This window comes from Modestobacter roseus (assembly GCF_007994135.1).
In the GTDB taxonomy this organism is placed as follows: domain Bacteria; phylum Actinomycetota; class Actinomycetes; order Mycobacteriales; family Geodermatophilaceae; genus Modestobacter; species Modestobacter roseus.
Map to the genome: position 1 here is coordinate 4,119,197 of NZ_VLKF01000001.1, position 14,345 is coordinate 4,133,541.

Here is a 14,345-nt window from a genome sequence, read left to right on the forward strand (position 1 = left end):
CGGGGGTCAGGGCCGGCGGACCAGCACCTGGGGGGTGAGCTGGCCGACGGCGGTGTGGCCGGTGAGGCCCAGGGTCAGGTCGAACTCGCCGAGCACGTCCTCGACCACCTGGCGGACGCCGGCCTCCCCGGCCAGCCCCAGGCCCCACACCCACGGCCGGCCCAGCAGCACCGCCCGGGCCCCGAGGGCGACGGCGACCAGCACGTCGGCCCCGCTGCGCACCCCGCTGTCGAACAGCACCGGCATGCGGTCGTCCACGGCCTCGACCACGCCCGGCAGTGCGTCCAGGGCCGCGATCGAGCGGTCGACCTGCCGCCCGCCGTGGGTGCTCACCACCAGCCCGTCGACGCCCTCGTCCGCCGCCCGCCGCGCGTCGTCGGGGTGCAGCACGCCCTTGAGCACGATCGGCAGCCGGGTGCGCTCGCGCAGCCAGGCCAGGTCGGCCCAGGTGATCGAGGGCCGGGAGTAGATGGCCAGGAAGGTCTCGACCGCGGCGCGGGGGAGCGGGGAGCGCAGGTTCGCCACCAGCGGCCCGGGCCAGGCGCGGGCGATGCCGACCAGCGCGCGCACCGCGGCGACCGTGGGGCGCGGCTGGGGGTCACGCGGGGCGCCGGCCGCGGCCGCCCGTTCCTCGACGAGCCGGCGGAACACCGGGTCGGAGGTGTACTGCGCGATGCCCTTGCCCAGCGCGAAGGGCAGGTGGCCCAGGTCCAGGTCGCGCGGGCGCCAGCCGAGCATGGTGGTGTCCAGCGTGACGACGACGGCCTCGCAGCCGCTGGCCTCGGCGCGGCCGAGCAGGCTCTCCACCAGCTCGTCGGAGGTCGACCAGTACAGCTGCATCCAGCGCGGGGAGTCGCCCATCGCCGCGGCGGTGGCCTCCATCGGCACCGAGGCCTGGTTGGAGAAGACCATCGGCACGCCGAGCGCGGCGGCCGCCCGGGCCACGGCGAGGTCCGCCTCGGGGTGCACCAGCTCCAGCGCGCCGACCGGGTCGAGCAGCACCGGCGCCGGCAGGCGCCGGCCGAACAGCTCCACCGACGTGTCCCGGGCACTGACGTCGCGCAGCACCCGCGGCACCACGGCCCAGCGGTCGAACGCCGCCCGGTCGGCGCGCTGGGTGTCCTCGTCGCCGGCGCCGCCGGCCACGTAGCCGTGCGCCCGGGGCCCAGCCGCCGCCGGGCCCGGTCGGCAAGCGCCCGGTAGACGGTGGGCACCCGGGGGTGCCGGCCGTAGACGCCCGCCCGGTAGACGGTGTCCTGCCGCTGTCGTCCGGTGCCCGCCGCTGAGTCCACCCCGGTCACCGTAGTGACGGGGTGTGACCGGAGTCTCGGTCACCTGCGTTCGCTGCTCACCGACCGGCGCGCCGGGCCGACACGCCGGTGACGCGCCCGCAGCCGGTGTGACGATCGGACGACGAGGTGCCCGGGGCGCACATGATCGGTGCACCTCCGGGGCACTGCGGCGAGGATGTCGCAGCACAGCCGTCCGCCGGGGGCGCCAGAACGGGGGCCAGGAGTGCCGACGACGACACCGCCCGGGCGCCGTGTGCCGCGCCCCGGTGGCGTGCTCGGGCTCACCGCCGGGGCCGTGCTGGTGGCCGGTGTCGCGCTCGCTCCGCCGGCGGCCGCGATCGACGACCCCCGCCAGCCCGGCGTCGAGGTCACCCACGGGCCCAGCTGCGGGCCGGCGGTCGTGCGGGTGGTGGTCACCAACGGCACCGAGCCGCACCGGGTCGCGCTGGTGTTCGACGGCACCACCGAGCAGGCGGCCGCCGACCTCCCGCCCGGCGGGCAGACCGAGCTGACCAGCTCCGACGTCGACTGGGGGACCACCGTCGACGTCTCGGTCACCGTGACCGACCCCGACGGCGCCGCCGACGCCCCGGTGGAGCTGGGCACCTACACCCGGCCCAGCGCCGAGGACTGCGCGGCGATCAGCGCGCCGCCGTCCGCGCCGGTCGAGCCCGTGCCGCCGACGTCGCAGGCGCCCCCGCCCTCGTCGTCGCCGCCCTCGTCGTCGCCGCCCTCGTCGTCGCCGCCCTCGTCGTCGCCGCCCTCGTCGCCGCCGCCCTCGTCGCCGCCGGCAACGCCGACTGCGTCCGGCCCGCCGACCTCGGAGGGACCCGGGTCGTCCGCCCCGCCGCCGTCGGCGGCACCCGAGTCGTCGGCGACGGTGCCGTCGTCGACGGCGCCCTCCACCCCGCCGTCCACCCCGCCGTCCACCCCGCCGTCCACCCCGCCGTCCACCCCGCCGTCCACCCCGCCGTCCGCCCCGGCGCCTGCCCCGGCGCCCTCGTCGGCGCCGGAACCGGAGGTGCCGGCGCCGCCTCCCTCGCCGCCGTCGGCGCCCGTCCCGGAGAGCCCGGTCACCCCCGGCCCCGCGACGTCCGCACCAGCGACCGACAGCGGTCCGGCCGTCCCCGTGACCGCCGGGGGCACGGTCACCGTGCAGGCCACCGGGTTCGCCCCCGGCGAGACGGTCACCGTCTCCATGACCGGTGTCGAGGCGCCGCTGGCCACCGTCAGCGCCGGTCCCGGTGGGCGGGTGGAGGCGGTCGTCCGGATCCCGCCCGGGGCTGCGCTCGGGCCGGCCCGCCTGGAGCTGGTCGGGAACCGGTCGACGGCCACCGCCGACCTGGCGCTGGAGGTCGCGGCGGCCGACGAGCCGGTTCCCGAGGACGCCGACTCCCGGCCGGCGCTGCTCGCCGGGATCGCCCTGCTGACCACCGCCGGCGCGCTCGGCGCGGTCGCCCGACGCCGATCCCGCGGCCACCCTGCCCCCTGAGCTCAGCCCATCACCTGCCCAGCCCACCACCTGCCCAGCCACCTCCGGAGGACCTGACCCGCCATGGAGCAGCACACCGACCCGCGACCCGACGGCGCACCCGCCCGGGGTGTGCCACGGGACGTCAGTGGGCTCGCGGCCGCCGGGCCCACCGCCACCGAGACCTGGCTGCGGATCGTGCAGGTGCACGACCGGGTCACCCGCCGGGTCGACTCCGCCCTGCACCGGCAGCACGGCGTCTCGCTCACCGGCTTCGAGGTGCTGCGCCGGATCGCCGAGGCGCCGGAGGAGAGCGCCTCGATGGGCGACCTGGCCGAGGCGGTCGGGCTCTCCCGGCCCGGGATCACCAGCACGGTCAACCGGCTGGTCGCCGAGGGCCTGGTCACCCGCGAGCGGGTCGGCGGCGACCGGCGGCTGCTGCACGCCCGGCTCACCGACGTCGGCCGGGAGCGGGTGCGGGCCGCGGGCCGGACGCACGACGACCTCGTCGCGCACCTGCTGACCCTGCTGGGCGACGACGCCGGGGTGGTCACCGACGCGCTGGCCCGGGTCTCCGCGGCCGCCCGCCGCCCCCGCTGAGCCCCGGCCGGACCGCCGCGTCCGCCTCCGACCAGCGGTGACCGTCATCCGGACGGGTGGTCCCGGCCCCGGCTCCGGAGAACTTCAAGGCCGTAGTGTTTGGCGGCGATCTTGTCGGGCACCGACGCGGGCATGACGGGTGCGCTGGACAACTGCACGCTGGTCGTGCCGAGCATCGGCCGACCGTCGCTCGACGTGCTCCTCGACGCCCTCGCCGGCGCCTCCGGCCCCCGCCCGGCCGAGCTGGTCGTGGTCGACGACCGGCTCACCGGTGCCCCGCTGCGGCCCGACCGTGCGGGGCTGCCCCCGGTCCGGGTGGTGCGCACCGGCGGCGGCGGTCCGGCGCGGGCGCGGAACCTCGGCTGGCGGGTGGCCCGCACCGAGTGGATCGCCTTCCTCGACGACGACGTGGTGCCCGACCCCGACTGGTACGAGCGGCTCGCCGCCGACCTCGCCGCGCTGCCGGCCGACGTCGCCGGGACCCAGGGACGGGTGCGGGTGCCGCTGCCCGCGGGCCGGCGCCCCACCGACTGGGAGCGCGGCACCGCGGGCCTGGCCACCAGCAGCTGGATCACCGCCGACCTCGCCTACCGGCGGGCCGCGCTCGCCGCCGTCGGCGGGTTCGACGAGCGCTTTCCCCGCGCCTTCCGCGAGGACTCCGACCTGGCGCTGCGGGTGATGGACACCGGCGCGGGGCTGACCCGCGGCGAGCGGTGGATCACCCACCCGGTGCGCCCGGTCGACCGCTGGGTCAGCGCCCGGGTGCAGGCAGGCAACGCCGACGACGTCCTGATGCGCCGCCTGCACGGCCCGGACTGGCGGGCGCGCGCCGACGCCGCCGTCGGTCGCCGCCCCCGCCACCTCGCCGTCACCGGGGCCGCCCTGGCTGCCCTCGGGCTCGCGGTCGCGGGGAGGCCACGGGCCGCCGCGCTGGCCGCGCTCGGCTGGGCCGCGGGCACCGCCGAGTTCGCCTGGGCACGCGTCGCGCCGGGTCCCCGCACCCGCCACGAGGTGACGACGATGGCGCTGACCAGCGCGGTCATCCCGCCGCTGGCCACCTGGCACTTCCTCCGCGGCGCCGTGCAGCACCGCGATGTCCCGGCCTGGCGCGGGCTGCCCGACCTGGTGCTCTTCGACCGGGACGGCACCCTCGTCCACGACGTCCCCTACAACGGTGACCCGGCGCTGGTCCGCCCGGTCGACGGTGCCCGCGAGGCGCTCGACGCGCTGCGCGCCCGCGGGGTGCGGATCGGGCTGGTCACCAACCAGTCCGGGGTCGGCCGCGGGCTGATCACCCGCGCGCAGGCCGACGCGGTCAACGCCCGGGTCGCCGAGCTGCTCGGCCCGTTCGACACGGTGCAGGTCTGCCCGCACGCGCCGGAGGACGGCTGCGACTGCCGCAAGCCCGCGCCCGGCATGGTGAAGGCGGCCTGCGCCGAGCTCGACGTCGCCCCGGCGCGCTGCGTGCTGATCGGCGACATCGCCGCCGACGTGCAGGCCGCCGCGGCCGCCGGCGCCGCCGGCATCCTGGTGCCGACGCCGGTCACCCGCCCCGAGGAGGTCACCGCCGCCGCGCACCGCGCGCCGACGCTCGCCGAGGCGGTCGACGACGTCCTGGCCGGCGCCTGGTGACCGCCGATCTCCCGGGTTCGGCGCCGACCCCCGTCCGGGTTCCGGCGCCGAACCCCGGACGGACGGTGCTCGTCGCCCGGCTGGACAACGCCGGCGACGTCCTGCTGCAGGGGCCGCTGGTCCGCGCGGTCGCGCACGGCGCCGACCGGGTGGTGTTCCTGGCCAGCCCGCAGGGCACCGCCGCGGCGCAGCTGCTGCCCGGCGTCGACGAGGTGCTCACCTGGCACTGCCCGTGGATCGACGGCTCCCCGCAGCCGGTGGACGCCGCGGACATCGCCGCGCTCGCCGACCGGGTGCGCGCACTCGGCGTCGACGAGGCGGTGATCAGCACGTCCTTCCACCAGTCGCCGCTGCCGCTCGCGTTGGTGCTGCGCACCGCCGACGTCGTCAGGATCTCCGCGACCAGCGTCGACTACCCCGGTTCCCTGCTCGACGTCCGGCACCGGGTCGACGACGACCTGCCCGAGCCCGAGCGCGCCCTGTCGCTGGCCCGCGCCGCCGGGTTCGAGCTCCCCGACGGCGACGACGGCCGGCTCGCCGTCCGCCGCCCGCTGCCGGCGGTCGCCCACGAGCCCGGGTACGTCGTGCTCCACCCCGGTGCCTCCGTGCCCGCCCGCGCCTGGCCGGCCGACCGGTGCGCCGAGGCGGTCGAGGCACTGGCCGACGCCGGGTACCGGGTGCTGGTCACCGGCGGACCGGGGGAGCGGGCGCTCACCGCCGCCGTCGCCGGCACCCGGGGCACCGACCTCGGGGGCGCGACCACGCTCGCGGAGATGGCCGCGCTGCTCGACGGGGCCGCTGCGGTCGTCGTCGGCAACACCGGCCCGGCGCACCTGGCCGCCGCCGTCGGCACCCCCGTGGTCTCGCTGTTCTCCCCGGTCGTCCCGGCGGTCCGGTGGGCGCCGTACGGCGTGCCCACCGTGCTGCTCGGCGACCAGTCCGCCCCCTGCCGCGACACCCGCGCCCGCGAGTGCCCGGTGCCGGGGCACCCCTGCCTCACCTCCGTCACCGCCGGCGACGTCGTCGCCGCCGTCGAGAAGCTGGTCACCGCATGAAGGTCCTCCTCTGGCACGTGCACGGCTCCTGGACGACGGCGTTCGTCCAGGGCCGGCACGAGTACCTGCTGCCCGTCGTCACGGGTCCCGACGGGGTGCGCAGCCCGGACGGCCTGGGCCGGGCCCGCACCTGGGACTGGCCGGCGTCCGCCCGTGAGGTGACACCCGAGCAGCTGCGCGAGGAGCAGCCCGACGTCGTCGTGCTGCAGCGCCCCCGCGACCTGGAGCTGGTGCGCGCGTGGCTGGGCCGTGAGCCCGGCCGCGACCTCCCGGCGGTCTTCCTCGAGCACAACGCCCCCGGCCCGGACACCGGCTCGGGTGCGGTGCCGGAGACCCGGCACCCGATGGCCGACCAGCGCGCGATCCCGATCGCGCACGTCACGTACTTCAACGAGCTGTTCTACGACAACGGCTCGGCGCCCACCGTGGTCATCGAGCACGGCATCGTCGACCCGGGCGAGCGGTACACCGGCGAGCTGGCCCGGGCGGCCGTCGTGGTCAACGAACCGGTGCGCCGCGGCCGGTACACCGGCGGCGACCTGCTGCCGCTGTTCGCCGACGCCGCGCCGCTGGACGTGTTCGGCATGGGGCTGGCCGGGCTGCACGAGCGCTACGGCCTGAGCCCCGAGCGGGTCGCCCTGCACGACGACCCGCCGCAGGCCGCGATGCACGCCGAGCTCGCCCGCCGCCGGGTCTACGTGCACCCGGTGCGCTGGACGTCGCTGGGCCTGTCGCTGCTGGAGGCCATGCACCTGGGCCTGCCCGTCGTCGGCCTGGCCACCACCGAGGCGGTCGAGGCGGTGCCCGCCGAGGCCGGGGTGATCTCCACCCGCCCGGACCGGCTGGCCCAGTCGGTCCGCGACTTCGTGCACGACCCCGACCGGGCCCGGCTGGCCGGGAAGGCCGCCCGCGCCGCCGCGCTGGAGCGCTACGGCCTCGACCGGTTCCTGGCCGACTGGGATGCCCTGCTGGGAGAGGTCACCCGATGAAGATCGACATGGTCAGCGAGCACGCCAGCCCCCTCGCCGCCATCGGCGGGGTGGACGCCGGCGGGCAGAACGTGCACGTCGCGGCGCTGGCCGCGGGCCTGGCGATGCGCGGCCACGAGGTCACGGTGCACACCCGCCGGGACGACGCCGACCTGCCCGACCGGGTGGTCACCGCCGACGGCTACACCGTCGCGCACGTGACCGCCGGCCCGGCGCGGGCGGTGCCCAAGGACGACCTGCTCCAGCACATGGGCACCTTCGCGCACGCGCTCGCCGCCGAGTGGGCCGCCGACCGGCCCGACGTCGTGCACGCGCACTTCTGGATGAGCGGGCTGGCCTCGGTGCAGGCCGCCGCGCCGCTGGGCGTCCCGGTGCTGCAGACCTTCCACGCCCTCGGGTCGGTCAAGCGCCGGCACCAGGGCGAGGCGGACACCTCGCCCGCGCAGCGCATCGACCTCGAGCGCGGGCTGTGCCGCGACGTCAGCCACGTCGTCGCCACCTGCACCGACGAGGTGTTCGAGCTGCGCCGCCTGGGCCTGGCCAGCGACCGGGTCTCGGTCGTGCCGTGCGGCGTCGACACCGGGGTCTTCACCCCGGACGGGCCGGTCGCGCCGCGCTCGGACCGCCCGCGCCTGCTCGTGCTCGGCCGGCTGGTCGAGCGCAAGGGCCAGGAGGACGCCGTCCGGGCGCTGGTGCGCGTGCCCGACGCCGAGCTGGTCGTCGTCGGCGGGCCGGAGACCGACCAGCTGGACACCGACCCGGAGGTCACCCGGCTGCGCGGCATCGCCGCGTCCCTCGGCGTCGCCGACCGGCTGGTGTTCACCGGCGCCGTGGCCCGCGACGACGTGCCCGGCTGGATCCGCTCGGCCGACGTGGTGCTCGCCGTCCCCTGGTACGAGCCGTTCGGCATCACCCCGCTGGAGGCGATGGCCTGCGGGCGCCCCGTGGTCGCCACCGCCGTCGGCGGGCTGGTCGACACCGTGGTCGACGGCCGCACCGGCCTGCTGGTGCCGCCGCGCGACCCCGCCGCCCTGGGTGGGGCGCTCGCCGGCCTGCTGGCCGACGACGTCCGCCGCACCGCCTTCGGTGCCGCCGGGGTGACCCGCGCCCGTACCCGCTACCGCTGGTCCCGGGTCGTCGCCGACACCGACGCCGTGTACCGCCAGGTCCTCACCGCCCGCACGCCGGTGGAGGCAGCCCGATGAGCCCCCGTGGAGGGACCCCGATGAGCGTCACCCCGTTCCGCCCGGCTCCGCTGACCGACCGCGAGGTCGTCTCGCCCGACACGTGCACCCACCTCACCGGGCACGAGCACGTGGCCTCGCTGACCTCGGCCCTGGGCGACCTCACCGCGCAGGTCGACACGCTCAACCGCTGGGGCCAGCTGCTCGCCGACGTGCTGTGCTCCTCCGCCCGCGGCCGGTTGCTGGCCGCCGGCAACGGGGGCAGCGCCGCGCAGGCCCAGCACCTCACCGCCGAGCTGGTCGGCCGCTACCGCGCCGACCGCCCGCCGTTCTCCGCGATCTGCCTGACCGCGGAGACCTCGTCGCTCACCGCGATCGCCAACGACTACCCGGCCGACGAGCTGTTCGCCCGCCAGGTCGAGGCGCACGGTCGCGCCGGCGACGTGCTGGTGCTGCTGTCCACCTCCGGCCGCTCGCCGAACGCGGTGGCCGCCGCCCGGCGGGCCAAGGAGTGCGGCATCACCGTGCTGGCGATGACCGGCCCGGCGCCCAACCCGCTGGCCGCCGTCGCCGACGACACCGTCGCCATCGACTCGCCGTGGACCGCCACCGTGCAGGAGTGCCACCTGGTCGCGCTGCACCTGCTGTGCGCCGCCTTCGACGCCGCCGTGCTCACCGAGCCCAGCCGCATCCCCACGAGCAACCACGTCGAGGTGGTCCGGTGAAGCCGGTCGTGGTGGTCGGGGACGCGCTGCTGGACGTCGACCTGGTCGGCACCGCGTCCCGGCTGACCCCGGACGCCCCGGTGCCGGTGGTCGAGGACGTGCAGACCCACGAGCGGCCCGGCGGCGCCGCGCTGGCCGCCGTCCTCGCCGCCCGCTTCGCCGGGGACCGCGAGGTGGTGCTGGTCGCGCCGCTCGCCGACGACGAGGGCGCCCAGCGGCTGCGGGCCCTGCTCGAGGGCCGGGTGCGGCTGATCGCGATCCCGGCCGCCGGCGGCACCGCGGTCAAGCAGCGGGTGCGGGTCGGGGACCACTCCGTCGTCCGCATCGACAGCGGCGCCCCGTCGGCGACCCTCGGCGCGCTGCCGGCCGACGCCGCCGCGGTCATCCGGGACGCCGCCGCGGTGCTGGTGGCCGACTACGGCCGGGGGACGACGTCGGCGCCCGACGTGCGCGCCGCGCTGGGCACCGCCACGGGCCCGGTCGTCTGGGACCCGCACCCCCGCGGCGCCGACCCGGTGCCCAGCGCCCGGCTGGTCACGCCCAACAGCGCCGAGGCCGCGCGGGTGGTCGGCGGGGACGTGCCCGGCGACGGGCTGGCCGCCGTCGGCGCCCGCGCCGAGGCGCTCATCCGGCACTGGGGCGTCGGCGCGGTCGCGGTGACCCTCGGGGCCCGCGGCGCGCTGCTCTCCTACGGCGAGGGCGCCCCGATGGTCGTCCCGGCCACCCCCGTCACCGGCGGCGACCCGTGCGGCGCCGGTGACTCCTTCGCCGCCGCGGCCACCGTCGCCCTCGCCGGCGGCGCCGTCACCGGGGAGGCGGTGACCACCGCGGTCGCCACCGCCGGGGCCTTCGTCGCCCGCGGCGGGGCCTCGTCCTGGGACGCCGTCGCGCCCGAGCCGCCGGCGCCGGCCGCCGACGTCGCCGACCTGCTGGCGCGGGTGCGCCGGGCCGGGGGCACCGTCGTCGCCACCGGCGGCTGCTTCGACCTGCTGCACGCCGGGCACGTCGCCACCCTGCGGGCCGCCCGCGGGCTGGGCGACTGCCTGGTCGTGTGCATCAACTCCGACGCCTCGGTGTCCCGGCTCAAGGGGCCGACCCGGCCGCTCGTGTCGGCCACGGACCGGGCCCGGGTGCTGGAGGCGCTGGAGTTCGTCGACGCCGTGGTCGTCTTCGACGAGGACACCCCCTCGGCGGTGCTGGAGCAGGTGCGCCCCGACGTGTGGGCCAAGGGCGGCGACTACGCCGGCGCCGACCTGCCCGAGGCGGCGGTGCTGCGGCAGTGGGGCGGCCAGGCCGTCGTCCTGCCGTACCTGCCCGGCCACTCGACCACCGCCCTGGTCGAGCGCTCCCGCGTGTGGTGAAGGACCCCTCTTCCCCCCACGACTCGCAGGCTCGCCGCGGGCCCCTGCAGCAGGGCCGTTCCAGCAACTCACCAACGGCGGTGGTGCTGCGGCCGCTGGGGCTGGGGGACCTGCTCACCGGGGTGCCGGCGATCCGCGGGATCCGGGCGGCCGTCCCCGACCACCGGCTGGTGCTGGCGACCACCGCCGCGCTGCGACCGCTGGCGGAGCTGATCGACGCGGTCGACGAGGTGCTGCCCGCGGTCGAGCTCCAGCCGCTGGACTGGTCCGGCCCGCCCGCCGAGCTCGCCGTCGACCTGCACGGCAAGGGCCCGCTGTCGCACGTCGTCGTCGGCGACCTCCGCCCGCGGCGGCTGCTCACCTTCGCCAGCCCCGGCTGGCCCGGCCCCACCTGGTACGCCGACGAGCACGAGGTGCGCCGCTGGTGCCGGCTGGTCTCCGAGGGCCTGGACGTCGCGTGCGACCCCGACGCGTTGGACCTGGCCGTCCCGGACGTCGACCCGGTCGTGCGGGACGTCGCGGTCGTGCACCCCGGGGCCGCGTTCCCCGGCCGGCGCTGGCCCCCGGAGCGGTTCGCCGCCGTGGCCCGGCACCTGGCTGCCGCCGGGCACCGGGTCGTGGTCACCGGCGGGCCCGCCGAACGGGAGCTGGCGGAGCGGGTCGCCGCCGGCGCCGGGCTCCCCGACGACGCGGTGCTGGCCGGCCGGACGACGTCGCTGGAGCTGGCCGCCGTGGTCGCCGCCGCCCGCGTGGTGGTGTGCGGCGACACCGGGGTGGCCCACCTGGCGACCGCCTACCGCCGTCCGTCGGTGGTGCTGTTCGGCCCGGTGTCCCCGGCGCTGTGGGGGCCGCCGCCCCGCGAGCAGCACCGGGTGCTGTGGCACGGGGACGGCACCGGCGACCCCCACGGCACCGAGCTCGACCCCGCGCTGGCGCAGGTGACCGTCGAGGAGGTCACCACCGCCGTCGACGGACTGCTGTCCCGGGTCTGAGCGGTCCTGGCGTGCCGGGTTACTTCCGCCCGTAGAAGAACCAGATCCGCGCTCCGACTGCAGCCAGGACAGCGATCGTCGCGAGGACGATCAGGAGTGTCTCCACGGTGATGGCTCCTACCCCCGGCGGCGGATGGCGTCGAAGAGGGTGGCCTGCAGGTCCTCGGGGTCCAGCGCCTGGTAGGCCGCACCGCCGGTCGCCTCGCCGATCTGCTCCAGCGCGGCGAGGTCGGCGTCCGGGCCGAGCGCGATGCCGATGACCTTCACCGGGCGGTCCGGGTCGGCCTCCGCGCGCAGCGTCTCCAGCAGCGCGTCCAGCTGCAGTCCGCTGCTGTCCTCGTTCTCCCCGTCGGTGATCAGCACGACCGAGTTCACCGACCCGGGGTCGTAGGCGTCCCGGGCGGCGCGCACCGCGGCCAGCGTCGTGTCGTAGAGGCCGGTGCCGCCGGGCCGCAGCCGGTCGGGGATGCTGCGCAGCTGCTCCTCGACGACCTGCCGGTGCGTGCGACCGTCGACCTCGGCGCCGAAGGTGCGCAGCGGGGCGAGCTCCTGCCAGTCCCGCTCGCCCTCCAGCTGGTAGGCGAAGGACCACACGCCGCCGGAGTGCGAGTCCGGCAGCAGGCCGAGCGCGCTGAGCGTCGCGTCCCGGGCCAGGGTGGCCCGCGTGCCGTCGCCGACCTCGGCCTCCATCGAGGTGGAGACGTCGACGACGGTCAGCAGCCGGGACGGTGTGGCCAGGCTGGCCACCCGGCCGAGCAGCGTCTGCGTCGCCGCCGGGTCCAGGGTCAGGGTCTCCGGGGCCTCCTCGCGCACCCCGGACCCCTCGCCGGCCCCGGCCGGCGCGGCGCCGGTGCGGTCGCGGAACCCGGCCTCGCGGACCGCCTCGTCGGCGGCGTCGGAGGTGAGGGCGGCGACCACCGCGTCGGTGGCGGGGCGCTCGGCCTCGGGGGTGGCGGTCACCCGCAGCACCGGGTAGTCCAGCGCGGGGGAGCCCTCGGTGGGGTAGACGGCGACGAGCGCGGCGTCCTCGGTGCCGGCGTTGGTGGCCAGCACCTCCTGCTCGCTGACCGGGACGAGCGGGGCGTCGGCGCCACCGGCCAGGCCGGCGGTGAGCCCGTCGCCGGCCGTCGGCACCTCACCGCGAGCCGCGGCGAGCACGGCCGAGACGACGGCGTTGTCGGCCTCCTCGTCGCCACCCAGGGACTGGCGGACGGCGGCGAGGACGGAGAGCCCCTCGGCGCTGGCGGTCAGGTCGGGGACGGCCAGGGCGCGGTCGGTGTCCAGCACGTCACCCCAGCTGGGCGGGTTCTCCGTCCAGCCGAGCTCCTCCGCGGCCGCGCGGCTGGTGGCCAGCACCAGCGGGGAGGTGGCCAGCGACCCCGCCGGCTCCAGGCCGGCGTCGGCACCCGCGCGAGCGGCCCACAGCGAGGAGTCCGGCACCCACACGTCCGGGAGCTGCTCGGCGTCCAGGGAGCCCAGCCCGGCGAGGGTCTGCAGCGGCTCGCGGGCGGTCACCTCGGCGACGGCGCAGGCATCGCCGCCCAGCTCGATCGGCTCGGCGAGCAGCTGCTCGACCAGGTCACCGATCTCCGGTGCGACGGCCACGCGCACGGTCTGCTCGTCGGCGCAGCCCTCGGCGGACGCGGTGTCGCCCGAGCCGGACAGCCCCCAGACGAGCAGGCCCCCACCGATCACGACGACGAGCAGGGCGGCGAGCCCGGCGAGCAGGGCCGGGCGGGCGGGCAGCCCGGATCCGGTGCGCGTCTGGGCGTGGCGCCCCATCTGGCTTCTCCGTAGGTCGTCGGCCCCGTGCGGCACACCGGTGCGCGTCGACGACGCCCCCGGGGCTCGGGTCGGCCGGAACTCTACCCAGCTCTGCTGTGCAGGGGGAGGCCTCAGATCGGCTCGCAGTGCCCAGGTGGTTACCCTGCGTGAGGAGGAGTCAGCCGACGTGCGCGGCGAGCAACTCCCGCTGGGCGGCGAACCAGTCGACGGTGCGCCGCAGCCCCTCCTCGGACGGCACCTGCGGCTGCCAGTCGAGCAGCTGCTGCGCCCGGGTGGTGTCGGGACGGCGCACCTTCGGGTCGTCGACCGGCAGGTCGATGAAGCCGATCTCGGACGCCGAACCGGTCAGCCGCACGATCCAGCGGGCCAGGTCGAGCATGGACAGCTCGTCGGGGTTGCCGATGTTCACCGGGCCGGTCTCGGTGGAGAACGCCAGCGCCAGGATGCCCCGCACGGTGTCGTCGACGTAGCAGATGGACCGCGTCTGCGAGCCGTCGCCGGCGACGGTCAGCGGCCGGCCGGCCAGCGCCTGGCCGACGAAGGCCGGGATGGCCCGGCCGTCGTCGGGGCGCATCCGCGGGCCGTAGGTGTTGAAGATCCGCACGATCGCGGTGTCGGTGTCCTGCGAGGTGCGGTACGCGGTGGTCAGCGCCTCGCTGAACCGCTTCGCCTCGTCGTAGACCCCGCGCGGGCCGACCGGGTTGACGTTGCCCCAGTACTCCTCGCGCTGCGGGTGCTCCAGCGGGTCGCCGTAGACCTCCGAGGTGGAGGCCAGCACGTAGCGGGCGCCCTTCTCCTTGGCCAGACCCAGCGTGTGCAGCGTGCCGAGGCTGCCGACCTTGAGCGTCTCGATCGGCATCTTCAGGTAGTCGACCGGGCTGGCCGGGGAGGCGAAGTGCAGCACCAGGTCGACCGGGCCGGGCACGTGCACGTAGTCGGTGACGTCGCACCGGACCAGCCGGAAGCCGGGCCGCTCCATCAGGTGCAGGACGTTCTCCGGGGAACCGGTGAGGAAGTTGTCCAGGCAGACCACCTCGACCCCGCGGTCGAGCAGGTGCTCGCACAGGTGGGAGCCCAGGAAGCCGGCCCCGCCGGTCACCACCGCGCGCCGGATCTCCCGTGTGCTGCGCACCGCCATCGTCTGCCGCTCCCTCGTCCCGCCGTCCACTGCCGGGCACCCGGCCCCGGCGGGCCTACCCGGAGATCAACTCGGGAAACACTTCGGCCCCGAAGTGTCGCGGCCGCCGGCTCCCGGAGGA

At 77.4% G+C, this 14,345-nt stretch carries 13 protein-coding genes; 9 read left to right on the forward strand and 4 right to left on the reverse strand.

Features of this window, described 5'->3' with window-relative positions:
- Positions 1-6 precede the first annotated feature (6 nt).
- Both JD78_RS19685 and JD78_RS19690 read right to left on the reverse strand, forming a co-directional pair.
- Positions 7-1,146 carry an alpha-hydroxy-acid oxidizing protein gene (locus tag JD78_RS19685; RefSeq protein ID WP_243731092.1) on the reverse strand — a complete coding sequence of 380 codons (1,140 nt, stop codon included), beginning with the start codon at positions 1,144-1,146 and terminating at the stop codon, positions 7-9.
- 752 nt (positions 1,147-1,898) lie between these two features.
- The gene (locus tag JD78_RS19690; RefSeq protein ID WP_153360539.1) at positions 1,899-2,369 is read right to left on the reverse strand and encodes a hypothetical protein; all 471 of its coding nucleotides are present in this window, start codon (positions 2,367-2,369) and stop codon (positions 1,899-1,901) included.
- Positions 2,370-2,421: 52 nt separating this feature from the next.
- Here JD78_RS19690 and JD78_RS19695 point away from each other — a divergent pair, with 52 nt between their 5' ends.
- The 9 genes from JD78_RS19695 to JD78_RS19735 all read left to right on the forward strand — a co-directional run bounded on the left by JD78_RS19695 (position 2,422) and on the right by JD78_RS19735 (position 11,301).
- Entirely contained in the window at positions 2,422-2,784 is a 363-nt protein-coding gene (locus tag JD78_RS19695) for a hypothetical protein (protein ID WP_153360541.1), read from the forward strand.
- A gap of 63 nt (positions 2,785-2,847) precedes the next feature.
- Positions 2,848-3,363: a MarR family winged helix-turn-helix transcriptional regulator gene (locus JD78_RS19700; protein ID WP_153360543.1), complete on the forward strand. Its 516-nt coding sequence runs from the start codon at positions 2,848-2,850 to the stop codon at positions 3,361-3,363.
- 132 nt (positions 3,364-3,495) lie between these two features.
- Positions 3,496-4,995, forward strand: a complete 1,500-nt coding sequence (locus tag JD78_RS19705) for an HAD-IIIA family hydrolase (protein WP_153360545.1) — start codon at positions 3,496-3,498, stop codon at positions 4,993-4,995.
- Positions 4,996-5,060: 65 nt separating this feature from the next.
- Positions 5,061-6,050 (forward strand): glycosyltransferase family 9 protein, encoded by a 990-nt coding sequence (locus JD78_RS19710; RefSeq protein ID WP_166521346.1) that lies wholly within the window; start codon positions 5,061-5,063, stop codon positions 6,048-6,050.
- Positions 6,047-7,039: a glycosyltransferase gene (locus JD78_RS19715; RefSeq protein WP_153360547.1), complete on the forward strand. Its 993-nt coding sequence runs from the start codon at positions 6,047-6,049 to the stop codon at positions 7,037-7,039. The genes JD78_RS19710 and JD78_RS19715 overlap by 4 nt, the downstream gene beginning before the upstream one ends.
- Complete coding sequence (locus tag JD78_RS19720; RefSeq protein WP_153360549.1) at positions 7,036-8,244, forward strand: glycosyltransferase; 1,209 nt, start codon at positions 7,036-7,038, stop codon at positions 8,242-8,244. The genes JD78_RS19715 and JD78_RS19720 overlap by 4 nt, the downstream gene beginning before the upstream one ends.
- A gap of 20 nt (positions 8,245-8,264) precedes the next feature.
- Positions 8,265-8,948 (forward strand): D-sedoheptulose-7-phosphate isomerase, encoded by a 684-nt coding sequence (locus tag JD78_RS19725; protein ID WP_166521347.1) that lies wholly within the window; start codon positions 8,265-8,267, stop codon positions 8,946-8,948.
- Positions 8,945-10,309, forward strand: coding sequence for a D-glycero-beta-D-manno-heptose 1-phosphate adenylyltransferase (gene rfaE2 / locus JD78_RS19730; protein ID WP_166521348.1), 1,365 nt, complete (start codon positions 8,945-8,947; stop codon positions 10,307-10,309). The genes JD78_RS19725 and rfaE2 overlap by 4 nt, the downstream gene beginning before the upstream one ends.
- An 83-nt stretch (positions 10,310-10,392) precedes the next feature.
- A complete protein-coding gene (locus JD78_RS19735) occupies positions 10,393-11,301 on the forward strand; it encodes a glycosyltransferase family 9 protein (protein ID WP_243731093.1) in 909 nt (302 codons plus the stop codon).
- Between the two features lie 117 nt (positions 11,302-11,418).
- Here JD78_RS19735 and JD78_RS19740 read toward each other — a convergent pair whose 3' ends face one another.
- Both JD78_RS19740 and JD78_RS19745 read right to left on the reverse strand, forming a co-directional pair.
- Positions 11,419-13,083, reverse strand: a complete 1,665-nt coding sequence (locus tag JD78_RS19740; protein ID WP_153360551.1) for a substrate-binding domain-containing protein — start codon at positions 13,081-13,083, stop codon at positions 11,419-11,421.
- Between the two features lie 160 nt (positions 13,084-13,243).
- A complete protein-coding gene (locus JD78_RS19745) occupies positions 13,244-14,218 on the reverse strand; it encodes a UDP-glucuronic acid decarboxylase family protein (protein ID WP_424991698.1) in 975 nt (324 codons plus the stop codon).
- Positions 14,219-14,345 lie beyond the last annotated feature (127 nt).